General features: G+C 53.8%; 23 protein-coding genes, 1 other RNA gene and 1 other annotated feature. Of the genes, 13 read left to right on the top strand and 11 right to left on the bottom strand.

What is annotated here, in order from left to right:
- The first annotated feature begins 26 nt into the window (after positions 1-26).
- Positions 27-1,313 (top strand): ammonium transporter AmtB, encoded by a 1,287-nt coding sequence (gene amtB, locus C1N58_RS12985; RefSeq protein ID WP_033738675.1) that lies wholly within the window; start codon positions 27-29, stop codon positions 1,311-1,313.
- A gap of 48 nt (positions 1,314-1,361) precedes the next feature.
- On the opposite strand, the gene tesB is transcribed toward amtB, so the two are convergent.
- Entirely contained in the window at positions 1,362-2,225 is an 864-nt protein-coding gene (gene tesB / locus C1N58_RS12980) for an acyl-CoA thioesterase II (RefSeq protein ID WP_006117944.1), read from the bottom strand.
- Between the two features lie 192 nt (positions 2,226-2,417).
- Here tesB and C1N58_RS12975 point away from each other — a divergent pair, with 192 nt between their 5' ends.
- Positions 2,418-2,975: a YbaY family lipoprotein gene (locus C1N58_RS12975; RefSeq protein ID WP_054688066.1), complete on the top strand. Its 558-nt coding sequence runs from the start codon at positions 2,418-2,420 to the stop codon at positions 2,973-2,975.
- Positions 2,976-3,015: 40 nt separating this feature from the next.
- Here the strand turns inward: C1N58_RS12975 and C1N58_RS12970 are convergent, their stop codons facing one another.
- On the bottom strand, positions 3,016-3,357 hold the full coding sequence (locus C1N58_RS12970; protein ID WP_394549831.1) for an MGMT family protein: 342 nt from the start codon (positions 3,355-3,357) through the stop codon (positions 3,016-3,018).
- A gap of 134 nt (positions 3,358-3,491) precedes the next feature.
- Here C1N58_RS12970 and ffs point away from each other — a divergent pair.
- An RNA gene (gene ffs, locus C1N58_RS12965) (signal recognition particle sRNA small type) lies at positions 3,492-3,588 on the top strand.
- Between the two features lie 167 nt (positions 3,589-3,755).
- On the opposite strand, the gene C1N58_RS12960 is transcribed toward ffs, so the two are convergent.
- From C1N58_RS12960 to C1N58_RS12950, 3 genes are all read right to left on the bottom strand, one after another.
- Positions 3,756-3,971 carry an HHA domain-containing protein gene (locus tag C1N58_RS12960; RefSeq protein WP_006117940.1) on the bottom strand — a complete coding sequence of 72 codons (216 nt, stop codon included), beginning with the start codon at positions 3,969-3,971 and terminating at the stop codon, positions 3,756-3,758.
- A 24-nt stretch (positions 3,972-3,995) separates the two neighbouring features.
- Positions 3,996-4,373, bottom strand: coding sequence for an Hha toxicity modulator TomB (tomB, locus tag C1N58_RS12955; protein WP_039338473.1), 378 nt, complete (start codon positions 4,371-4,373; stop codon positions 3,996-3,998).
- A 146-nt stretch (positions 4,374-4,519) separates the two neighbouring features.
- On the bottom strand, positions 4,520-4,873 hold the full coding sequence (locus C1N58_RS12950; protein ID WP_033738682.1) for a hypothetical protein: 354 nt from the start codon (positions 4,871-4,873) through the stop codon (positions 4,520-4,522).
- Positions 4,874-5,222: 349 nt separating this feature from the next.
- Here C1N58_RS12950 and C1N58_RS12945 point away from each other — a divergent pair, with 349 nt between their 5' ends.
- From C1N58_RS12945 to C1N58_RS12935, 3 genes are read left to right on the top strand one after another with little or no spacing between them, the layout of a single operon-like run.
- Entirely contained in the window at positions 5,223-5,891 is a 669-nt protein-coding gene (locus C1N58_RS12945; RefSeq protein ID WP_033738793.1) for a metal ABC transporter ATP-binding protein, read from the top strand.
- A complete protein-coding gene (locus C1N58_RS12940; RefSeq protein WP_006117933.1) occupies positions 5,888-6,727 on the top strand; it encodes a metal ABC transporter permease in 840 nt (279 codons plus the stop codon). The genes C1N58_RS12945 and C1N58_RS12940 overlap by 4 nt, the downstream gene beginning before the upstream one ends.
- A gap of 12 nt (positions 6,728-6,739) precedes the next feature.
- Positions 6,740-7,618 (top strand): metal ABC transporter substrate-binding protein, encoded by an 879-nt coding sequence (locus tag C1N58_RS12935; protein ID WP_033738684.1) that lies wholly within the window; start codon positions 6,740-6,742, stop codon positions 7,616-7,618.
- A gap of 57 nt (positions 7,619-7,675) precedes the next feature.
- Here C1N58_RS12935 and ykgO read toward each other — a convergent pair whose 3' ends face one another.
- From ykgO to C1N58_RS12915, 4 genes are all read right to left on the bottom strand, one after another.
- The gene (gene ykgO, locus C1N58_RS12930) at positions 7,676-7,816 is read right to left on the bottom strand and encodes a type B 50S ribosomal protein L36 (RefSeq protein ID WP_006117931.1); all 141 of its coding nucleotides are present in this window, start codon (positions 7,814-7,816) and stop codon (positions 7,676-7,678) included.
- Between the two features lie 11 nt (positions 7,817-7,827).
- Complete coding sequence (locus C1N58_RS12925) at positions 7,828-8,082, bottom strand: type B 50S ribosomal protein L31 (RefSeq protein ID WP_033738687.1); 255 nt, start codon at positions 8,080-8,082, stop codon at positions 7,828-7,830.
- Positions 8,083-8,641: 559 nt separating this feature from the next.
- A complete protein-coding gene (locus C1N58_RS12920; protein WP_033738689.1) occupies positions 8,642-11,800 on the bottom strand; it encodes a multidrug efflux RND transporter permease subunit AcrB in 3,159 nt (1,052 codons plus the stop codon).
- Between the two features lie 16 nt (positions 11,801-11,816).
- Positions 11,817-13,019, bottom strand: coding sequence for an efflux RND transporter periplasmic adaptor subunit (locus tag C1N58_RS12915; protein ID WP_006117928.1), 1,203 nt, complete (start codon positions 13,017-13,019; stop codon positions 11,817-11,819).
- A gap of 142 nt (positions 13,020-13,161) precedes the next feature.
- Here C1N58_RS12915 and acrR point away from each other — a divergent pair, with 142 nt between their 5' ends.
- The gene (acrR, locus tag C1N58_RS12910) at positions 13,162-13,800 is read left to right on the top strand and encodes a multidrug efflux transporter transcriptional repressor AcrR (protein WP_039338471.1); all 639 of its coding nucleotides are present in this window, start codon (positions 13,162-13,164) and stop codon (positions 13,798-13,800) included.
- On the opposite strand, the gene rsmS is transcribed toward acrR, so the two are convergent.
- Both rsmS and priC read right to left on the bottom strand, forming a co-directional pair.
- Positions 13,797-13,952: a pleiotropic regulatory protein RsmS gene (gene rsmS / locus C1N58_RS12905; protein ID WP_006117926.1), complete on the bottom strand. Its 156-nt coding sequence runs from the start codon at positions 13,950-13,952 to the stop codon at positions 13,797-13,799. The two genes, acrR and rsmS, sit on opposite strands and share 4 nt — an antisense overlap.
- A gap of 76 nt (positions 13,953-14,028) precedes the next feature.
- A complete protein-coding gene (gene priC, locus C1N58_RS12900; RefSeq protein ID WP_394564226.1) occupies positions 14,029-14,559 on the bottom strand; it encodes a primosomal replication protein PriC in 531 nt (176 codons plus the stop codon).
- 57 nt (positions 14,560-14,616) lie between these two features.
- On the opposite strand from priC, the gene C1N58_RS12895 reads away from it, so the two are divergent.
- The 6 genes from C1N58_RS12895 to htpG all read left to right on the top strand — a co-directional run bounded on the left by C1N58_RS12895 (position 14,617) and on the right by htpG (position 20,709).
- On the top strand, positions 14,617-15,006 hold the full coding sequence (locus C1N58_RS12895; protein ID WP_033738795.1) for a DUF454 family protein: 390 nt from the start codon (positions 14,617-14,619) through the stop codon (positions 15,004-15,006).
- A 145-nt stretch (positions 15,007-15,151) separates the two neighbouring features.
- Entirely contained in the window at positions 15,152-15,703 is a 552-nt protein-coding gene (gene apt, locus C1N58_RS12890) for an adenine phosphoribosyltransferase (RefSeq protein ID WP_006117923.1), read from the top strand.
- Positions 15,704-15,861: 158 nt separating this feature from the next.
- Entirely contained in the window at positions 15,862-17,745 is a 1,884-nt protein-coding gene (gene dnaX / locus C1N58_RS12885; protein ID WP_394564225.1) for a DNA polymerase III subunit gamma/tau, read from the top strand.
- Positions 17,180-17,229 (top strand) — a sequence feature (DnaX frameshifting element). Its footprint overlaps the gene before it by 50 nt.
- 56 nt (positions 17,746-17,801) lie before the next feature.
- The gene (locus C1N58_RS12880; RefSeq protein WP_033738698.1) at positions 17,802-18,131 is read left to right on the top strand and encodes a YbaB/EbfC family nucleoid-associated protein; all 330 of its coding nucleotides are present in this window, start codon (positions 17,802-17,804) and stop codon (positions 18,129-18,131) included.
- Positions 18,131-18,736: a recombination mediator RecR gene (recR, locus tag C1N58_RS12875; RefSeq protein WP_006117920.1), complete on the top strand. Its 606-nt coding sequence runs from the start codon at positions 18,131-18,133 to the stop codon at positions 18,734-18,736. The genes C1N58_RS12880 and recR overlap by 1 nt, the downstream gene beginning before the upstream one ends.
- Positions 18,737-18,834: 98 nt before the next feature.
- Positions 18,835-20,709, top strand: coding sequence for a molecular chaperone HtpG (htpG, locus tag C1N58_RS12870; RefSeq protein WP_033738700.1), 1,875 nt, complete (start codon positions 18,835-18,837; stop codon positions 20,707-20,709).
- Positions 20,710-20,717: the final 8 nt, after the last annotated feature.

The raw sequence follows: 20,717 nt of genomic DNA, 5'->3' as shown, positions 1-20,717 counted from the left end.
TCAGTAATGTGATGGGATGGAAAAAAATGAATAAAATGCTGACCAAGTTGGGCCTGACCAGCCTGGCACTGTTACCGTCGCTGGCGATGGCGGCACCTGCCGTAGCGGACAAAGCCGACAACGCCTTTATGATGATTTGCACCGCACTGGTGCTGTTTATGTCAATTCCTGGGATTGCACTGTTTTACGGCGGCCTGATCCGCAGTAAAAATGTGCTGTCGATGCTCACACAGGTTGCGGTGACCTTCTCGCTGGTGTGTGTGCTGTGGGTGGTTTATGGCTACTCACTGGCCTTCAGCGAAGGCAATGCCTTCTTTGGCAGCTTCAACTGGGCCATGCTGAAAAACATTGCACTGACCGCCGTCATGGGCACCTTTTATCAATATATTCACGTCGCGTTCCAGGCATCCTTTGCCTGTATCACGGTCGGTCTGGTCGTCGGTGCGCTGGCGGAACGTATCCGTTTCTCCGCGGTGCTGATTTTTGTCGGTGTCTGGCTGACCCTGGCTTATCTTCCCATTGCGCATATGGTCTGGGCGGGCGGCTTACTGGCTCAGGATGGCGCACTGGACTTCGCGGGCGGCACGGTGGTGCACATTAACGCTGCGGTAGCCGGTCTGGTTGGTGCTTACCTGGTGGGCAAACGTGCCGGTTTTGGCAAAGAAGCATTCAAACCACACAACCTGCCGATGGTGTTCACCGGTACTGCGATTCTGTATGTTGGCTGGTTTGGTTTTAACGCCGGTTCAGCTTCCGCTGCGAATGAAATTGCTGCTCTGGCCTTCCTGAATACCGTGGTTGCGACGGCGGGTGCGGTGCTGGCCTGGACCTTTGGCGAGTGGGCGCTGCGTGGTAAACCGTCTTTGTTAGGTGCCTGTTCTGGCTTTATTGCTGGTCTGGTTGCCATCACGCCGGCTTGTGGTTATGTCGGTGTCGGCGGCGCGCTGATCATCGGTATCGTGGGTGGTCTGGCAGGTATCTGGGGCGTGACAACGCTGAAAAAATGGCTGCGCGTTGACGATCCCTGCGATGTGTTCGGTGTCCACGGTGTCTGTGGCATCATCGGTTGTATCCTGACCGGCGTGTTTGCTTCATCTTCACTGGGCGGCGTGGGTTATGCGCCTGGCGTGACCATGGGCCATCAGGTTGCGATTCAGTTGCTGAGCGTGGGCGTTACCATTGTCTGGTCTGCCGTCGTTGCCTTTATTGGCTTTAAACTGGCCGATATGATCGTCGGTCTGCGTGTACCGGAAGAGCAGGAGCGCGAAGGTCTGGACGTCAACAGCCATGGCGAGAACGCTTACAACCAGTAACTTGTCAGTCTGAATAAATAAAAAGGGGCGATGATTCGCCCCTTTTTGCTATTCGCTGCGCTGACGCATAACGCCTTCCTGCACGGTAGACGCGACCAGCTCACCCTGTTGATTGTAAAACTCCCCGCGAACAAAGCCGCGTGCACCCGATGCTGAGGTGCTTTCAACGCTGTAAAGCAGCCAGTCATTAAAGTTCAGTGGCCGATGGAACCACATAGAGTGATCAATGGTCGCCACCTGCATATCGGCTTCAAGAAAACCTTTACCATGCGGTTGTAAGGCCACAGGCAGAAAGTTGAGATCGGACGCATAGCCAAGGAGGTACTGATGGATACGCACATCGTCGGGCAGGGTGCCATTGGCCCGAATCCACACCTGACGCTGCGGTTTATCGACATGGCCTCTTAACGGGTTGTGGATCTGTACCGGGCGGATTTCCAGCGGGCGTTCAGCGACAAATTTTTCGCGTAATTTTTCCGGCAGCATATGCGCCATTTTTTGCGCCATTTGCTGCTCGTTGGCCAGGTTTTCCGGTCCTTTAACCTGCGGCATCGGTTTTTGATGTTCAAACCCGCTTTCCGGAGACTGGAAGGATGCCGTCATATAAAAGATCGGCTGACCATTTTGGATGGCACTGACGCGGCGCGCGCTAAAACTTTTGCCGTCGCGCAGACTTTCAACATCGTAAATAATCGCCTTTTGGCTGTCGCCGGGGCGAAGAAAATAGCTGTGAAAGGAGTGAACGCCCCGATCCTCGGGAACGGTCTGTTTGGCCGCAAAGAGAGCCTGTCCAACGACCTGACCGCCAAATACCTGACGCAGGCCCAAATCTTCGCTCTGGCCGCGAAATAACCCCTCGTCGAGTTTTTCCAGATGAATAAGATTAAGCAGATTTTCGAGTGCCTGACTCATGGCGCTATCCTGAGAAAATGTATTTTGTTAAGTGTGAAAGATCCGACCAGTTTCCGTCAACCACACTTTTGGACTTTCATCCAACCAGGCAAACTTTTGATTTTGTGCCAACATTAAAGCTATACGGCGAGTGAAACGCTGTAATAAAGATTCACTGCTAAAAATCATTCTGATCAAAAGGAGACGACATCGATGAAATTCTGGCATGTGTTAAGTGGCGTCGCGATGGCCATGGCTCTCGCAGGTTGTGCCCATAAAGGAAAACCGGTACCGACACCGACATTGGGTTCTGCGGTCGCAGGACAAACGGCGACCATCGCTCAGCCTAATGTAAGCGGGGCGGTTTATATTCGTCAGCGTATCGCGTTACCGCCTGATGCAGCCCTGACAGTGACCCTGTCTGATGCATCGGTGGCAGATGCACCGTCCAAAGTGTTGGCACAGCGCGTGGTTCGCACCGACGGGAAACAGGCGCCGTTCCATTTCATACTGCCGTTTAACCCAGCGGATGTTCAGCCAAATGCACGCATTTTGTTGAGCGCAGCAATTACGGTTGATGGCAAGCTGGCCTTCGTTACGGAAGAAGTGAAACCGGTCGTGAATCAGGGCGGCACCAAAGCCGATCTGGTGTTAGTGCCCGTGCCTTCTGTACCGATGAAGACTCAGCCTGGCGCCGTCACCACTGTGCCACCCACATCGCCCACGCAGGTTACGCCGTCCGCCGCCGTGCCGGCACCGACAACGATGTAAGGCTCTGAGGCAGGGCGGCGTGCTGTACCGCCCTGCAGTATTAAAACTGCCAGCGAAACTTAGCCAGATCGATCTGACCTGCCTCCGTAACTTCCACGCCTTCCGCTTCCAGCGCTTCACGCTGACGAAAAAAACGTTCGCCCTGGAGCGAAAGCGTACCGTTACGGTTAATCACTCTATGCCAGGGAAGCGTACTGCCTTCCGGTAAGCGGCTCAGAACGCCGCCCACCTGGCGCGCCGCGCGGGGCGAGCCTGCCAGTAATGCCACATCGCCATAGGTGGTAACCTTGCCGGGCGGAATGGCGGCCACAATTTGCCAGATACGTTGTTTAAAGCCGTCAGTGGTTGAGTTCATAGGCTTACCTGCCAGTAAAAGAACCATAATGCTAACATAAAGGGGGTAATTTACAGGGATCGTACAAGAAACCAACGGTCATCCGTGCCAGGCTTGCAATTGCCATAGGCTTCCCCGATAATGCCTGCGCTCTCGATATGAGGGCTTGTCAATGGGGGCCCTGTTGGTTCTCCCGCAATGCTAGCTTGTGAACTCGGTCAGGTCCGGAAGGAAGCAGCCGCAGCAGGTGACGCGTGTGCCGGGATGTAGCTGGCAGGGCCTCCACCATTTTGTCTCCACCCGATTCCTCTCTTGTCACTCGCTTTTTTTGACACGCCTCTTTCTTCGCAGGCAGGCAAAGCTCGCCTGGGCCGATCCATTGCCGGCAGGCGAGTCGAACAGAAACGGGCGGGTTAAATCAGATTAAACGTAACGCAAAAATTAACTTAGCGTACAAATTTCCATACTGACACGGGGACTTTGTCATACAGTTTGTTCATCGTCAGTTCAGCCAGGCGGTGATCGGCTGCGGAGTAAAATACGGCTAATTCATCATCGGACAATTCATACTTATTTTTCTCAATCACTCTTTCGAGCGTGTCAATTGAGCGACAACGTCTCAGTCGCATCAAATAATCAGTTTTAGTCAGGGTTTTGTTCATAAATAAACCGTTCTCACGTCAGTACTATAATGAATGGCTTGGCTGTTGAAGATAAGCGCACTCTTCTTGAAACAGATTAAATAAACGTTTTGCTGAACGTTGCCAGCGCTGCAGATCCTGAGTGTTAACGCTATAGTTGCTAAATAGCATAAAAGTATCATCAAGATATTCATCGATTTGGGTAATCAGCGCTTCGTCTTCTGCATGCTTAATTTTGTAATTCATGGTGAAAGAGGCGATATGCTCTATCAAATCGTTCAGCTGTAAATTACCATCGGCAGTAGGGTCATTTACCCAGCCATGATGGCTGTCGGTTAATGTTGCCATACTGGCGTCAAACAAACTCTCACACACGTATTTAAGCTGGGCAATATCATGCCGTTTCGGTGAGTATTCGTCCATCTTTTTCCCCTCCGTAGCTAGCAAAGTTACCGCAATGCGGCCAGGTTCGGTGAAGCGGCCAGGAAGTGGTGGTTGGGCTTATAATTAACGGACTGCATTAAGGATAGTGTAAAATCATTAGTTCTGCTCACCTCCATTACTAAATATTACAATTCATCTCCGGGTGAGGGACGGTGATTCTCAATGGGCTCAAACACAAGCGCGGCAGGGCCGATATGAAAACTGACTTGTTCATTTTGCGTAATGGTTTCATTTAAATCCAGACAAGGATTAAATAAATTCCACTGGAAATCGTAAAGTAACTTAAATCTATTCGGTCCGGTCATCTGAACATCAATAACTTTTAAACTGTCTGGTACTAACTGAGCGTTTGCGGAATACCATTGCAAATCGCCAACCAGAGATTCTGTTATTTTGAGAATATTCCGTTCAATGATTGTAGCTAATTTTACGCAATCCGTTTCATTCTGCGCAACATCACATTCAATGCTTACTGACATAGCTTACTCATAATAAATGTCTTCAGACCCATCATTGATGTTCTTTTGTCGCTTTGCAAGTCCCCCTCTTCAGCAATATTGCGCTGTGATGCTCTCATTTAAGCAAGTGATTGATTCACTGCTGCTTCTTATTGGGCCTTATACGGGCAATTTGTGCCCTGGTTTATTTTTTGAAACACATTGCCGTGCCAGCGGGCGGACAACATCGGGTATGATGGTTGTTATGTTATAACATTTTTGGTGTAGTGATGAATCAAAGTGGACTGTTGATGTCACTCGGTGGACGGCTGTTGGTGGCATTGATGTTAATCGCCGTACTGGCGCTGGCGATGTGGTGGGGAATGCAGCCGTGATAACGTTCAGGCATTTGCAGGCAGGTTATCAGGGACGCGCGGTCACGCCCGTTGTGACAACAGAACTGGCGCAGGGCAGTATGACCGCCTTAATCGGTGCCAACGGCAGCGGTAAATCTACCCTGATAAAGACGATCGCCGGATTATTACCCCCGGTAAGCGGGCAGTGTGATGTGCGGATCTCGCGCCGTGAAGTGGGCTGGTTGCCGCAACGTAGCGAACTGGAAACGCGTTTCCCTCTCACCGTGTTTGAGCTGGTTTCTATTGGCTGCTGGCCGCGCTGTGGCTGGTTTGGCGGCATTAACCGGGCACTGCGCAATGAGATAAACGCCGCGCTGGATGCGGTGCAGATGCGTGATTATGCGGATGCTCAGCCCGCGACATTGTCTGGCGGCCAGCTACAGCGTGTCCTGTTTGCCCGGCTCATGCTGCAACGTAGTCGCTTGTGGCTGCTGGATGAGCCTTTTAACGGCATTGACAGCAAAACGGTGGCGTTACTGATGTCAATTCTGCAGCAGCAGCAGCAGGCGGGCACGACGCTGCTGGTCGTGTTGCATGACCGTCCGTTAGTTGAACGTTATTTTACGGATGTGCTGTCAATGGATGAGGGATCGCATCAGCGCAGTGCGGTTGCTATGACGCCGTTACGGAGCATTGCCCCGTGACGCTTATTCAACCTTTTATTGAATTCAGCTTTATGCGCAGGGCGCTGGTGGCCTGTATTGCTCTGGCATTCAGTGCCACCCCGCTGGGCGTCTTTCTCTCCTTGCGGCGTATGAGCCTGATCGGTGATGCGTTATCCCATGCCGTACTGCCCGGTGCCGCCATTGGCTATTTAATCTCAGGCTTATCCCTTGTTGCGATGGGCGTGGGTGGGCTGATAGCGGGGCTGGCGGTGGCGTTATTGTCCGGTGCGGTCAGCCGTTATACGCCACTGAAAGAAGATGCGAGTTTTGCCGGCTTCTATCTGGGTTCGCTGGCGCTGGGCGTGACGTTAGTGTCACTACGCGGTTCCAGCGTGGATCTGCTTCACGTCCTGTTCGGTTCATTGCTGGCGGTGGACAACCCGGCCCTGATCGTGGTGGGCAGCATCGCCGCGTTTACCCTCTTGATGCTGGCGGTGATCTATCGCCCTCTGGTCATTGACGCTTTTGATGCGGATTTCCTTCGTGCGCAAGGTAAATGGAGCGCACCACTGGTGCACGGTATTTTCCTGACGCTGGTGGTGCTTAACCTGGTGGCGGGTTTTCAGGTGCTGGGCACGCTGATGTCGGTCGGGCTGATGATGTTGCCTGCCGCCAGCGCGCGATTCTGGAGCCGTCATCTGGTGCTGATGCTGGGCGCGGCCATGTTGATGGCTGTCCTGTCGGCATTTACGGGATTAGTCCTTTCCTGGCACTTTTCACTGCCGGCCGGACCGGCGGTGGTGTTGAGTGCCGCAATGTTGTTTTTTCTCTCCATCTTAACAGGGCCGTGCGGTGGCATTCTGCGCCGCCATTAATCAGAGGTAGCGATGAAGATATTACCCATTAGTCTGGCAATCGGTGCATTAGTCGTCAGCCCCTTCACCATGGCGAAAACGATCGATGCAGTGGCGAGTTTTACCGTGCTGGCCGATATCGTCAAACAAATTGGCGGCGATCATGTTCATGTTAAAAGCCTGGTCGGGCCCAATGGCGATCCCCATACTTTCGAACCGACGCCGCAGGACAGCGAAGCGCTGGCAAAAGCCGATGTGGTGTTTGTCAGCGGACTCGGTCTGGAGGGCTGGATGAACCGTCTGGTGACGGCCTCAGGTTATAAAGGGGAGCCCGTAGTGGCCTCGACAGGGATTGAAACCCGCACGATGGAAGAGGATGGCAAAACCATTACCGATCCCCATGCGTGGAACAGCATGTATAACGGCACCATTTATGCCAAAAACGTGATGAATGCGTTAATCAAGGCCGATCCCCAGGACGCTGAAGATATCCGTCAGCGCGGCGAAAAATATATTCAGCAACTGCAAAAGCTGGACGCCTGGGCCAAAACCTCTTTTGCCGCCATTCCGCAGCAAAAACGTAAGGTGCTGACCAGCCATGATGCTTTCGGTTACTTTGGCCAACGCTATGGCGTCACGTTCCTTGCGCCGGTTGGTTTCTCCACCGAAGCGGAAGCCAGCGCCAGCGATGTAGCCAGTTTGATCACCCAACTTAAGCAGGAGCATATCAAAACCTACTTTATGGAAAATCAGACCGATCCCCGTCTGGTGAAACAGATTGCCAGCGCGACAGGCGCGAAGCCGGGTGGTGAGCTTTATCCGGAAGCGCTGTCCACCGCGTCCGGCCCGGCGCCGACCTATGAAGCCGCGTTTAAACACAACGTTGACGTGATGCTCAAGAGCATGCGCTAAGCATAAAAAAAGCCGGAATGGCTCGAAAGAGACAGTCCGGCTAAGGTTCACGACACATCAACGTTTTTTCTTTCTTCCCTGCACGGCTTTAAAGCGCGGATTCGTTTTGCAGATGACATAGATACGGCCTTTACGCCGAACGACTTTGCAATCCCGATGGCGACGCTTTGCGCAACGGAGTGAGCTGAGTACCTGCATGTTGCCCTCGCTTATTTCCGACCCAGAAAACGCCCAAAACGCTGATTAAAGCGCGCGGTACTGCCTTCTTTGGCAAAGTCTTTCTGCTTACCGGTGTAAAACACATGAGAGGCCGAGGAGACATCAAGCGTCACATACGGCAGGGTTTCGCCTTCAAACTCAACGGTACGGTCGGTTTTGATTGTTGAACCGATTTTGAAAAAGACATCAGCCGAGGTGTCATGGAACACCACGGCACGATAGGAGGGATGAATATTCGCTTTCATACTTCTCACCAATGTAATGTTATAATATAACAATATTATGCGCCGTGGCCGATATGAATGCAACCCTGTAAAACCCAGGGGAAACAGCGGGGCGGCGATGGCGGGCAAACCGTGCAACGGATAGCACGCTGTCGCTGACTGAGAACAGGCGCAGGGCAGACCGTGCTTCAGGCAGACAGGAAAGAACAGATTTGCGCTGCCACAAAGACAAAGTGGCTTCAGACACGCTTGTCAGCCGCGTGACACGTCAGCGCAGTCTGACGAGAGGGTAAGAAGCCGGGCAGAGACAAGAGAAAGAAGCGGGTGTGAAATCAGCGTGAACCGGTTAAGACCGAAAAGAAGCAAAGTGACTCGTCAGGTCATCCGGGATCGCGCCGGACGTGACCAGCCTGAATGTAAAAGAGGGTGAGGAAGGCAGCGTTCACCCCGAGTGAACAGGAAGTTATCGCGATAATACAAGCCAGCGTCATCGTGGCAGCGGTTAATCCCTGCGGCTGTCAAAAAAGAGACGGCGTGAGGCATTAAAAAAGGCCGCTGATGCGGCCTTTAAGTTTACAGATTAATGCGAGTGGTCAGGATGATCGACGGGATGACCCTTTTCGATTTCGGCTTTGTTTTTACCAAAGCGACGACGCACCACCACAAAGAATACCGGTACGAAGAAGATGGCCAGCGCGGTCGCGGTCACCATCCCGCCCATGACGCCCGTACCGACCGCATTCTGTGCACCAGAGCCGGCACCGGTACTGATGGCCAGCGGCAGTACGCCCAGAATAAACGCCAGTGAGGTCATCAGGATAGGACGCAGACGCATACGGCAGGCTTCAAGCGTGGCTTCCACCAGCCCTTTGCCTTCTTTCTCCATCAGGTCCTTCGCAAATTCCACGATCAGGATGGCGTTCTTCGCCGAGAGGCCAATAGTGGTCAGTAACCCCACGACAAAGTAAACGTCATTGCTCAGTCCGCGCAAGGTCGTAAAGATCAATGCACCGACCACGCCCAGCGGAACCACCAGCATGACCGAGAACGGAATGGACCAGCTCTCATACAGGGCCGCGAGGCACAGGAACACGACGATCAGTGAAATGGCATACAAGGCAGGTGCCTGGTTACCCGACAGACGTTCCTGATAGGACATCCCGGTCCAGTCAAAGCCAATGCCCGACGGCAGTTTCGAAGCCAGTTCTTCCATCAGGTTCATGGCATCACCGGAGCTCTTGCCGGGGGCTGCCTGCCCAAGGATTTCCATAGACGGTAAACCGTTGTAACGTTCCAGACGCGGTGAACCATACTGCCAGCGTGCTGATGAGAAGGCAGAGAAGGGCACCATCTCGCCGTTGCTGTTTCGGACATACCACTTATTGATGTCGTCAGGCAGCATACGCGCATCAGCTTTACCCATCACGTAGACTTTCTTCACACGACCGCGGTCAATGAAGTCATTAACGTAAGAGCCGCCCCAGGATGCGCCCAGCGTGGTATTGATATCACTGAGTGAGACACCCAGTGCCTGGGCTTTCTCCTGATCGATATCCAGTTTGAACTGCGGCGTATCTTCCAGACCGTTGGGACGCACACCGACCAGCGTATCCGGATGTTGTGCGATCATGCCAAACAGCTGGTTACGCGCCTGCGTCAGCTTTTCATGCCCCAGGTTACCCTGATCGATAAGTTCAAAGTCAAAGCCGGTCGCGTTACCTAACTCGATAATGGCAGGCAGGTTAAACGCAAAGACCATACCGTCTTTAATTTGCGCCAGCGCTTGCATTGCACGTCCCTGGATCGCAGGCACTTTCATGTCGCTGCTGGTACGCTCATCCCACGGCTTGAGGCTGACGAAGGCAATACCGGTATTCTGTCCACGGCCCGCAAAGCCAAAGCCCGCAACGGTAAAGACAGATTTCACCGAGTCTTTTTCTTTCGTCAGGAAGTAATCAGAAACCTGATCCAGCACTTTCTGCGTGCGCTCCTGTGTGGCACCGGCAGGGAGCTGAGCCTGAGCCAGTAACAGGCCCTGATCTTCTTCCGGCAGGAACGATGAAGGCAGACGCAGGAACAGAAATGCCATCCCCAGCACAATCAGCAGATAAAGCAGCAGATAGCGACCCGTACCGCGAACGATGTGACCTACGCTGTCAACATAGTGATGCGTACTCTTGTCGAACAGGCGGTTAAACCAGCCAAAGAAGCCTTTGGTGGCGCCGTGATCGCCTTTTTTCACCGGCTTGAGCATAGTGGCGCAGAGTGCGGGGGTCAGAATCAACGCAACCAGTACTGACAGCGCCATGGCCGACACGATGGTGATGGAGAACTGACGATAAATCACGCCGGTCGATCCACCAAAGAAAGCCATGGGAATAAAGACCGCTGACAGCACCAGGGCAATACCGACCAGTGCGCCCTGAATCTGCTCCATCGAGCGCTTGGTCGCTTCTTTCGGTGGCAGTCCTTCCTCCACCATGACGCGCTCGACGTTCTCGACCACCACGATGGCGTCATCCACCAACAGGCCGATGGCCAGCACCATCCCGAACATCGTCAGGGTGTTTATCGAGTAACCAAAGGCGCCGATAATGGCGAAGGTCCCCAGCAACACAACCGGCACGGCAATAGTCGGAATCAGCGTGGCTCGGAAGTTTTGCAGGAACAGATACATCACCAGGAACACCAACAGAATCGCTTCCATCAGTGTTTTCACCACTTCGAAAATAGAAATTTTAACGAACGGTGTGGTGTCGTAAGGATAAACGACCTTCATTCCCGCCGGGAACGTTGGCTGCAGCTTAGCCAGCTCGGCTTTAACGGCTTCGGCGGTATTCAGGGCGTTAGCGCCAGTCGCCAGTTTGATACCGATACCGGACGCAGGCTTACCGTTATAGCGCGCAATGATCTCGTAGTTTTCACCACCCAGTTCGATCTGTGCCACATCGCGCAGACGCACCTGAGAGCCATCGTTATTCACTTTCAGCAGAATGTTGCCGAACTCTTTGGTGGAGGTCAGACGCGTTTGCGCAATAATCGAGGCGTTCAGCTGCTGTCCCGGCACCGGCGGTGTTCCGCCTAACTGACCGGCAGCCACCTGGGCGTTCTGGGTTTTAAGTGCATTGATCACATCAACCGGCGTCAGCTGATAGTTATTTAACTTACTCGGATCCATCCAGATGCGCATCGCGTACTGCGCACCAAAGACCTGGGTATCACCCACGCCAGGCGTACGGCTGATAGGATCTTTGATGTTAGAGGCAACATAGTCAGCAATATCGTTCTGCGTCATGCTGCCATCATCGCTGATGAAACCCGCTACCATCAGGAAGCTACTGGAGGATTTTTTAACCTGAATCCCCTGTTGTTGCACTTCCTGAGGCAGCAGTGGCATTGCCAGCTGCAGTTTGTTCTGCACCTGAACCTGCGCGATATCCGCATCAGTCCCTGACTGGAAGGAGATAGTCAGCGTCAGAGCACCCGAGGAATCACTGCTTGATGACATATACATCAGGCCATCAATGCCGTTCATGTTTTGTTCGATGACCTGCGTCACCGAGTCTTGCAACGTTTTCGCGTCAGCACCAGGGTAGTTAGCCTGAATCTCAATGGCCGGTGGCGCAACATTGGGATATTGCTCAATCGGTAATTTAATAATCGATAACGCGCCCGCCAGCATGACGATAATAGCCAGCACCCACGCAAAGATTGGGCGATCGATAAAGAACTTAGCCATGTATCAACGGCTCCTGTTAGGACGATGTTTTAGCAGACTGGGCCTGAGAGGGATCACCTTTTGCGGCTTTTGCATCGTCTGTGACTTCTTTAGGTGTAACTTGTGCACCCGGTTTTGCACGCTGCAGACCTGTAAAGATCACACGCTCGCCCGCTTTCAGACCTTCTGTTACCAGCCATTTATCGCCAATAGCCTGGGCTGCTTTGATCTTACGTGCTTCAACTTTATTGTCCGCGCCGACCACCATGACAGAGGCGTCACCGGTTGGTGTGCGCGTTACCGCCTGCTGAGGAACGAGCAGGGCGTTTGGATTGGTACCTTCATCCAGACGGGCACGTACAAACATCCCTGGCAGCAAGGCTTTATCAGGGTTAGGGAAGATCGCGCGCAGGGTGATCGAGCCGGTGGTTTGATCAACGGTCACATCCGAGAACTCCAGCGTACCCGGCTGAGCATAGTTTTTACCATTCTGCATCAGCAGGGTAACGTTGGCTTTGCCATCGTTCTGTTTCAGCTGACCGGACTCCAGTTCTGAACGCAGACGCAGGAAATCTTCACTCGACTGGGTAACATCGACATACATCGGATCCAACTGCTGCACCGTGGCCAGCGCTGTGGTTTGCCCGCTTTGTACCAGCGCACCTTCTGTAACGGATGACTTACCAATGCGGCCACTGATAGGCGAAGAGACTTTTGTGTACGCCAGGTTAATGCGTGCGGTTTCTACGTTAGCCTTCGCGGCCTGAACGGCCGCATTGTTTTGTGCCGCGGTGGCGACGGCATTATCGTAGTCCTGCTGACTGATATATTTGGTGCCAAGCAGCGGCTTATAACGATTGACCGTCAGTTGCGCTATACGTGCATTGGCCTCTGCTTTCGCTAAATCGGCTTTGGCGCTGTCATAGGACGCCTGATAGGTCGCGGGATCGATCTGATAGAGCGATTCACCGGCTTTAATCTCACTGCCTTCAATAAAGTTACGCTTCAGAATGATACCGGAAACCTGCGGACGCACTTCGGCAATACGGTAAGCCAAGGTACGGCCAGGCAGTTCGGTCGAAATTTTTAGGGGTTCACTTTTAACGGTGACAACACCGACTTCCGGCGGCTGTTGTTGGGCGGCCTGGTCGGATTTATTTCCGTCACATCCTGTTAACACAAAGCTGCCTGAGAGCATCAGGACGGCCGCCAGAGGCGTTAACCCTCTGAATTTGTTCATAAATAAACCTCTAGAGTCCGATATCAAATGATCAATGGATCACAAAGCCATGAACCCATTGCTGCGTATTATTTTAGCTCGTGCTATGGTACATACATTCACAAATGTATGTAAACTTACCTGTTTGTAAAAAAAGTCCCCTATGGCACGAAAAACCAAAGCGCAAGCTCTTGAAACCCGGCATCAAATTCTGGACGCCGCCCTTGCTCTGTTTTCGAAAGAGGGGGTTTCAGCCACCTCCCTGGCGGACATCGCTTCTGCAGCCAGCGTAACCCGTGGCGCTATCTACTGGCATTTCAAAAACAAAGCCGATTTGTTGAACGAAATATGGCTTCGCTGCGATGCCGGGCTTAATGAAGTGAAACTTGAGTATCAAACAAAATACCCCGGTGATCCACTCTCCATTTTACGGGCGATGCTGGTCTATATCTTTCAGGCGACTGCGCGCGATCCGCAGCGCCGTGCGTTGATGGAAATCATCTTTCATAAATGCGAATTTGTCGGGGAAATGGCTGCCGTAAAAAGTATCCAGCAAAGTCTGTTGCTTGAGCGTTACAACGAAATTGAAGACGTACTGCGTCAGTGCATTGATGCCGGGCAACTTCCAGAAACGTTCCAGACCCGACAGGCGGCGTTAATCATGCGCAGCTATGTCAATGGCATGATGGAAAGCTGGCTTTTTACGCCTGGCAAATTCGATCTGGTTGCCGATGCGCCCGAACTGGTGGATGCCCTGATTGATATGTTGCGCTTAAGTCCGACGCTGGCAAAAAAGGCTTAGTCTTTGCGCTGTTCGTCGCGTTTCTTTTCGTAATCGCGCTGAACAATGGCCAGGGCGGACAACACCGTTTCCACCGACAGTTGGTGTTCTTCAAACAGCTGAATCAAATCTACCGCCAGTTTGACCTCTTCGGGGGCCGTTTCCAGGGACATCATTCCTCCTGCGACGTTGTATCATGGGCCTGATAAGCGTGCCATCCTGCGATGGCGGTCTTGCAAAGATAGCGCATTAACTGCTAAACGGGCTGTCTGACAGTGACATTGCCCACTCCACCGAGCGGATCGCCTGCCGGCAGCGTGCCATACGGCCTTCCAGTACCTCCAGGTCTTTTTTCAACTGCTGCTGAACGGCAAAGGTTTCTGCCAGCGACAGCCGTTGCTCCCGCTGGTCGATCATCGCCTGTAGTCGACGCTCATATTCCCGGTATTCCAGATATTTTTGCTGACGGGCGGAAGGCCGGACACGTTCTGCGCGGCTACGAAGTTGCTGGGTACTGGCTTCACGCTGCAGGGCAGCGATTTGGTCCACCAGATGACCCGCCAGCCACTGGCTACGTTCCACATCCTCGCCGGCCTGACAAAGGCGCTGATAGTTGTGCTCAATCTCCTGCAGATAATCGGTCAGTCGGGTCCCTTTCGTCGTAAAGAGTTGGTTGTCAAAACGCGGCGAGCGACACTCGCCGTCGGGATGGCTGTGGATGGCCTGGCGCAAGGTGAGAAGGCAGTGATGCAGCCTTTGCCGCGTCGGATGCTTACTCATTGCGCCCAACGCAGGTATGCTAAAGTCATGCAACGGAAAACGCACTGGGTGGCAGGTATGCAACGCATTGTCTTATTAACCCTGGGTTGGCTGGCGATAGTGCTTGGCATACTGGGCATTGTATTACCTTTATTACCTACAACGCCATTCATGCTGCTGGCAGCATGGTGTTTTGCCCGTTCTTCACCACGTTTTCATCACTGGCTGCTCTGGAAATCGCCCTTTGGTCGCTATATTCGTCACTGGCAACAGCATCGTGGCATGCCGCCAGGGGCAAAAAGCCGCGCCATCATACTGATTGTGGCGACATTTGCGTTATCCTTGTGGCTGGTGCCAGTGCTGTGGGTACGGATCATGCTGGGCATCATGTTGTGCCTTCTGTTGCTGTTTATGTGGCGGATGCCGGTGGTGGCAGAAACACCAGACGACAGTTTACCTCCGCGATAAAGTTGCAATTAGCCGGCCATTTGCTTAGATTTGGGCCTCTTCGTGTGCGGCTTCCCATTATGAATGTATTTCCGCTGAACCTTTAATCAGGTATTGGCGCTATTGAAGCTGCGCAAAACAGAATTTTTTTACCAGGCTTAAGATTATGACCGACACTGCGCAGCAGCTTGAACTGATTAAAAACAGTATCAAAAGTATTCCTGATTACCCGAAGCCGGGTATTCTTTTCCGTGACGTCACCAGCCTGTTGGAAGACCCGAACGCCTATGCAGCGTCCATCGCCCTGCTGGTTGAGCGCTACCGTAATAAAGGCATCACCAAAGTTGTCGGCACAGAAGCGCGTGGCTTCCTCTTTGGTGCGCCGGTTGCCCTGGGGCTGGGGCTGGGTTTTGTCCCGGTGCGTAAACCGGGCAAACTGCCACGTGAAACCTACAGCGAATCCTACGAGCTGGAATACGGTACCGACCAACTGGAATTGCACAAAGATGCGATCCAGCCGGGCGACGTCGTGCTGGTGGTCGACGATCTGCTGGCGACCGGCGGAACGCTGGAAGCCACGATCAAACTGATCCGTCGTGCAGGCGGTGAAGTAAAAGATGCTGCTTTTATTATTAACCTGTTCGATTTGGCAGGGGAAGCCCGCCTCAAGGCGCTGGGCGTTGACAGCTACAGCCTGGTCAATTTCCCCGGCCACTAAGCCTCGCTTCTGGCCTCGCGCACCTGTGGGGCCATTCCGCTTTACCGCTTCAAGATAACGAGTGATAGGTGAAAGCGTAGCTGTTAGACTACTGCAATCATATACAGGGGTTGCAGTGCGTCTGCGCTCACATTTCCATCCAAATTCGTCGAAACCACATGAGCTATCAGGTACTTGCCCGAAAATGGCGTCCACAGGCGTTTGCTGATGTTGTCGGTCAGGAACATGTTCTGACGGCGCTGGCGAATGGATTGTCTCTGGGACGCATCCATCATGCTTATCTCTTCTCCGGCACACGGGGCGTAGGGAAAACCACGATTGCCCGTCTGCTGGCAAAAGGCCTTAACTGCGAAACCGGGATCACCGCCACGCCCTGTGGCCAGTGCGATAACTGCCGTGAGATCGAACAGGGCCGTTTTGTCGATCTCATCGAAATTGATGCCGCCTCGCGCACCAAAGTGGAAGACACGCGCGATCTGCTTGATAACGTGCAGTATGCGCCCGCCCGCGGCCGCTTTAAAGTTTACCTTATTGATGAAGTGCACATGCTGTCGCGTCACAGCTTCAATGCGCTGCTGAAAACGCTGGAAGAACCGCCTTCACACGTTAAATTCCTGCTGGCGACGACCGATCCGCAGAAGCTGCCGGTGACAATCCTGTCCCGTTGTCTGCAGTTTCACCTTAAAGCGCTGGATGTTGACCAGATCCGTCAGCAGCTTGACAATGTATTAGAACAGGAGCAGATCGCCCGGGAACCTCGGGCGCTGCAACTGCTGGCCCGTGCTGCCGATGGCAGTATGCGCGATGCGCTGAGCCTTACCGATCAGGCCATTGCGATGGGCGAGGGCAGCGTGACCAGCGCGACCGTCGGGGCGATGCTCGGGACGCTTGACGATGAGCAACCCCTGGGGCTGCTTGAAGCCGTAGTCGACGGCAACGGGGAACAGGTGATGGCGTTGCTGGCGCAGGCAGCTTCGCGCGGGGTTGACTGGGAGGCATTGCTCGTTGAGATGCTTCGCCTGCTGCACCGCATTGCCATGGTACAGTTACTGCCTGCCTCTCTTAACGACGATGAAGAAAGCAATGCGTTGCGCCTACGGGAACTGGCGCGCGTCGTGCCGCCTGCCGATCTGCAGCTTTATTATCAAACCCTGCTGATGGGGCGCAAAGATTTACCCCTTGCGCCCGATCGTCGTATGGGCATTGAGATGGCCTTATTGCGCGCGCTGGCGTTTCATCCCAAAGCGGCCGTCGCGGAGCCGATCGCGCGGCCCACGCTGACCGCGCAGTCAGCGCCGGTGCCGGTACAGAACGTACCGCCGTCGCCAACCGAATCGGCGCCCGCTGCCCGGCCACAAATGGCGGCACCCGAACCCGCTTCGGCACCAACCGCGCAGTCTGTCTCGCCTGCGGCACCCGAACCGTCACTGTCCAGTTCCACCAGCCAGCTCCTGCAGGCGCGAACCCAACTGCTGCGCCAGGGAGCAAACAAAGCAAAAAAGAGTGAGCCGGCAGCGCCAGTAAAAAAAGAGGCGTACCGCTGGAAAGCGCTGACGCCCGTAACCGAAGCGGCCGCGCCCGTCGCCACGCCAAAAGCCTTGCGTTCTGCGCTGGAGCATGAGAAAAATCCTGAGCTGGCCGCACGGCTGGCTGAAGAAGCCCAGCAGCGTGATGCCTGGGCGGCTGAAGTGGCCGGTTTGCCGCTGCCTAAACTGGTTCAACAGCTGGCGTTGAATGCCTGGAAAGAGACCACCGATCAGGGTATTTGCCTGCATTTACGTTCCAGCCAGCGCCACCTGAATTCGGCCTCCGCGCAGCAGGCCCTGACCGCCGCATTGAGTCAGGTTGCCGGACATCAGGTTGAACTGTCGGTTATTGAAGACGATAATCCTACGGTATTGACGCCACTGGAGTGGCGTCAGGCCATTTATGAAGAGAAGCTGGCGCAGGCGCGTCAGTCCATCTTGAGTGACAGCCACATTCAAACCCTTCGTCGCTTTTTCGATGCCGATTTGGATGAGGAAAGCATTCGACCCGTTTGAACACGCTGCAACGTTATGAATAAACCGCGTTGTAGCCTCAGCAGAGAGAGAAAACTATGTTTGGTAAAGGCGGATTGGGCAACCTGATGAAACAGGCCCAGCAGATGCAAGACAAAATGGCCCAGGTTCAGGAAGAAATTGCCGCCCTGGAAGTCACGGGTGAATCAGGCGCAGGCATGGTCAAAGTGACCATCAATGGTGCCCACAACTGCCGCCGTGTGGAAGTCGATCCCAGCTTGCTGGAAGATGACAAAGACATGCTGGAAGATTTGATCGCTGCCGCCTTCAACGACGCGGCGCGTCGCATTGATGAAGCGCAGAAAGAGAAAATGGCGTCTGTCTCTTCAGGCATGCAGTTGCCACCAGGCTTCAAGATGCCGTTCTGATGCAAACCAGCCCACTGCTAGAGTCCTTAATGGAATCATTGCGCTGTTTGCCGGGCGTTGGGCCGAAGTCGGCGCAACGGATGGCGTTCCAACTGCTACAGCGCGATCGTAGTGGGGGAATGCGGCTGGCACAGGCGCTGACCCGGGCAATGTCGGAAATCGGTCACTGTGCCGATTGCCGCACCTTCACCGAGCAGGAAATCTGCACTATCTGCGCCAATCCCCGGCGTCAGCAAAACGGTCAGATCTGCGTGGTGGAAAGTCCGGCAGATATCCATGCTATTGAGCAAACCGGGCAATTTGCCGGCCGTTATTTCGTTCTGATGGGCCATCTTTCGCCCCTGGATGGCATTGGCCCGGCAGATATCGGTCTCGATCGGCTGGAACAGCGTCTGGAGAAGGAAGCGATTCAGGAAGTGATCCTGGCGACCAACCCCACCGTGGAAGGCGAAGCGACCGCGAACTACATTGCAGAATTATGCGGCCAGTATGGCGTTGAAGCCAGCCGCATTGCGCATGGCGTTCCGATGGGCGGCGAACTGGAAATGGTGGATGGCACCACGCTATCCCACTCACTGGCAGGCCGCCAGAAGATTAAATTTTAAACGCTTGCCGGCGTTGTGAAAAACGCCGGCTTGAAAATCCTGCATGTACCCCCACATCCTCCTCAACGTTCGTTAAATCTGATTCTGTTGAGGTAGCAATGACCATGAAAGGACAAGAGACTCGTGGCTTTCAGTCAGAGGTAAAACAACTTCTGCACCTGATGATCCATTCTCTCTATTCAAACAAAGAGATTTTCCTGCGTGAACTGATTTCCAACGCCTCGGATGCGGCGGATAAACTGCGCTTCCGCGCGCTGTCTGATGCCAGCCTGTACGAAGGCGATGGTGACCTGCGCGTGCGTCTCTCTGTCGATAAGGATAACCGCACCATCACGCTGAGCGATAACGGTATCGGCATGCGCCGTGATGAAGTGATTGAAAACCTTGGCACTATTGCAAAATCCGGCACCAAAGCCTTTCTGGAATCCCTGGGCTCCGATCAGGCCAAAGACAGTCAGCTGATCGGTCAGTTCGGTGTGGGTTTCTACTCGGCCTTTATCGTTGCCGACAAAGTCTCGGTGCGCACGCGCGCGGCGGGTGCCGCCGAAGACGAAGGCGTGTTCTGGGAATCGGCAGGTGAAGGTGAGTATACCATCGCTGACATCAGCAAAGCCGATCGCGGTACGGAAATCACCTTGCACCTGCGTGAAGGCGAAGATGAATTCCTCGACAGCTGGCGCGTCCGCAACATCATTGGTAAATACTCCGATCACATTGCGTTGCCGGTTGAAATCGAAACCAAAGATGAAGAAAGCGGCACCACGACCTGGGAGAAAATCAACAAAGCTCAGGCGCTGTGGACCCGCAGCAAGTCAGAGATCAGCGACGAAGAGTACAAAGAGTTCTACAAACATATTGCCCATGATTTCAGCGATCCGGCGACATGGAGCCACAACCGCGTAGAAGGGAAACAGGAGTACACCAGCCTGCTATATATCCCGGCTCGCGCACCGTTCGACATGTGGAACCGCGACCATAAACATGGTCTGAAACTCTACGTGCAGCGCGTGTTTATCATGGATGACGCCGAGCAGTTTATGCCGAACTACCTGCGCTTTGTGCGCGGCCTGATTGACTCTAACGATCTGCCGCTCAACGTATCGCGTGAGATTCTGCAGGACAGCCGTGTTACCCAGAATCTGCGCGGTGCGTTGACCAAACGTGTTCTGCAGATGCTGGAGAAGCTGGCGAAAGAGGACAGCGAAAAGTACCAGACCTTCTGGAAAGAGTTTGGTCTGGTCCTGAAAGAGGGCCCCGCTGAAGATCACGCCAACAAAGAGACGATTGCCAAACTGCTGCGTTTTGCCACCACACAAAGCGAGAGCGCGGCGCAAACCGTGTCGCTGGAAGATTACGTCAGCCGTATGGTCGAGGGTCAGGAGAAGATCTACTACATTACCGCCGACAGCTATGCTGCAGCGAAAAGCAGTCCGCATCTGGAGCTGTTCCGTAAAAAAGGCATTGAGGTCCTGCTGCTGTCCGATCGTATCGATGAATGGATGATGAGCTATCTGACCGAGTTCGACGGTAAGGCCTTCCAGTCCGTCAGCAAAGCGGATGAAGCGCTGGATAAGCTGGCTGACGAAGAAACGGAAGCGCAGAAAGAAGCGGAAAAAGCGCTGGAACCTTTTGTTGAGCGCGTGAAAACGCTGCTGGGCGAACGTGTGAAAGAAGTCCGTCTGACGCACCGTCTGACCGATACGCCTGCGATTGTGACCACCGATGCAAACGAGATGACCACGCAAATGGCCAAACTGTTCGCGGCGGCAGGACAGGACGTGCCGGAAGTGAAATATATCTTCGAGATCAACCCCGATCACCAACTGGTGAAGCGCGTGGCAGATACCCAGGATGAAGCCCGCTTCGGTGAATGGATTGAGCTGTTACTGGATCAGGCCCTGCTGGCAGAGCGCGGCACGCTGGACGATCCTAATCAGTTTATCCGTCGGATGAACCAACTGCTGACGGCGTAAGACGACGA

It is taken from the genome of Pantoea sp. SGAir0180, assembly GCF_043546245.1.
This window is presented reverse-complemented; position numbering and strand designations above follow the sequence as displayed.

What these genes read in the sequence shown, in the direction of transcription:
- amtB (WP_033738675.1), top strand. Translation starts at nt 27, where the DNA reads ATGAATAAAATGCTGACCAAGTTGGGCCTGACCAGCCTGGCACTGTTA.
- tesB (WP_006117944.1), bottom strand. Translation starts at nt 2,225, where the DNA reads ATGAGTCAGGCACTCGAAAATCTGCTTAATCTTATTCATCTGGAAAAA.
- C1N58_RS12975 (WP_054688066.1), top strand. Translation starts at nt 2,418, where the DNA reads ATGAAATTCTGGCATGTGTTAAGTGGCGTCGCGATGGCCATGGCTCTC.
- C1N58_RS12970 (WP_394549831.1), bottom strand. Translation starts at nt 3,357, where the DNA reads ATGGTTCTTTTACTGGCAGGTAAGCCTATGAACTCAACCACTGACGGC.
- C1N58_RS12960 (WP_006117940.1), bottom strand. Translation starts at nt 3,971, where the DNA reads ATGAACAAAACCCTGACTAAAACTGATTATTTGATGCGACTGAGACGT.
- tomB (WP_039338473.1), bottom strand. Translation starts at nt 4,373, where the DNA reads ATGGACGAATACTCACCGAAACGGCATGATATTGCCCAGCTTAAATAC.
- C1N58_RS12950 (WP_033738682.1), bottom strand. Translation starts at nt 4,873, where the DNA reads ATGTCAGTAAGCATTGAATGTGATGTTGCGCAGAATGAAACGGATTGC.
- C1N58_RS12935 (WP_033738684.1), top strand. Translation starts at nt 6,740, where the DNA reads ATGAAGATATTACCCATTAGTCTGGCAATCGGTGCATTAGTCGTCAGC.
- ykgO (WP_006117931.1), bottom strand. Translation starts at nt 7,816, where the DNA reads ATGCAGGTACTCAGCTCACTCCGTTGCGCAAAGCGTCGCCATCGGGAT.
- C1N58_RS12925 (WP_033738687.1), bottom strand. Translation starts at nt 8,082, where the DNA reads ATGAAAGCGAATATTCATCCCTCCTATCGTGCCGTGGTGTTCCATGAC.
- C1N58_RS12920 (WP_033738689.1), bottom strand. Translation starts at nt 11,800, where the DNA reads ATGGCTAAGTTCTTTATCGATCGCCCAATCTTTGCGTGGGTGCTGGCT.
- C1N58_RS12915 (WP_006117928.1), bottom strand. Translation starts at nt 13,019, where the DNA reads ATGAACAAATTCAGAGGGTTAACGCCTCTGGCGGCCGTCCTGATGCTC.
- acrR (WP_039338471.1), top strand. Translation starts at nt 13,162, where the DNA reads ATGGCACGAAAAACCAAAGCGCAAGCTCTTGAAACCCGGCATCAAATT.
- rsmS (WP_006117926.1), bottom strand. Translation starts at nt 13,952, where the DNA reads ATGTCCCTGGAAACGGCCCCCGAAGAGGTCAAACTGGCGGTAGATTTG.
- priC (WP_394564226.1), bottom strand. Translation starts at nt 14,559, where the DNA reads ATGAGTAAGCATCCGACGCGGCAAAGGCTGCATCACTGCCTTCTCACC.
- C1N58_RS12895 (WP_033738795.1), top strand. Translation starts at nt 14,617, where the DNA reads ATGCAACGCATTGTCTTATTAACCCTGGGTTGGCTGGCGATAGTGCTT.
- apt (WP_006117923.1), top strand. Translation starts at nt 15,152, where the DNA reads ATGACCGACACTGCGCAGCAGCTTGAACTGATTAAAAACAGTATCAAA.
- dnaX (WP_394564225.1), top strand. Translation starts at nt 15,862, where the DNA reads ATGAGCTATCAGGTACTTGCCCGAAAATGGCGTCCACAGGCGTTTGCT.
- C1N58_RS12880 (WP_033738698.1), top strand. Translation starts at nt 17,802, where the DNA reads ATGTTTGGTAAAGGCGGATTGGGCAACCTGATGAAACAGGCCCAGCAG.
- recR (WP_006117920.1), top strand. Translation starts at nt 18,131, where the DNA reads ATGCAAACCAGCCCACTGCTAGAGTCCTTAATGGAATCATTGCGCTGT.
- htpG (WP_033738700.1), top strand. Translation starts at nt 18,835, where the DNA reads ATGACCATGAAAGGACAAGAGACTCGTGGCTTTCAGTCAGAGGTAAAA.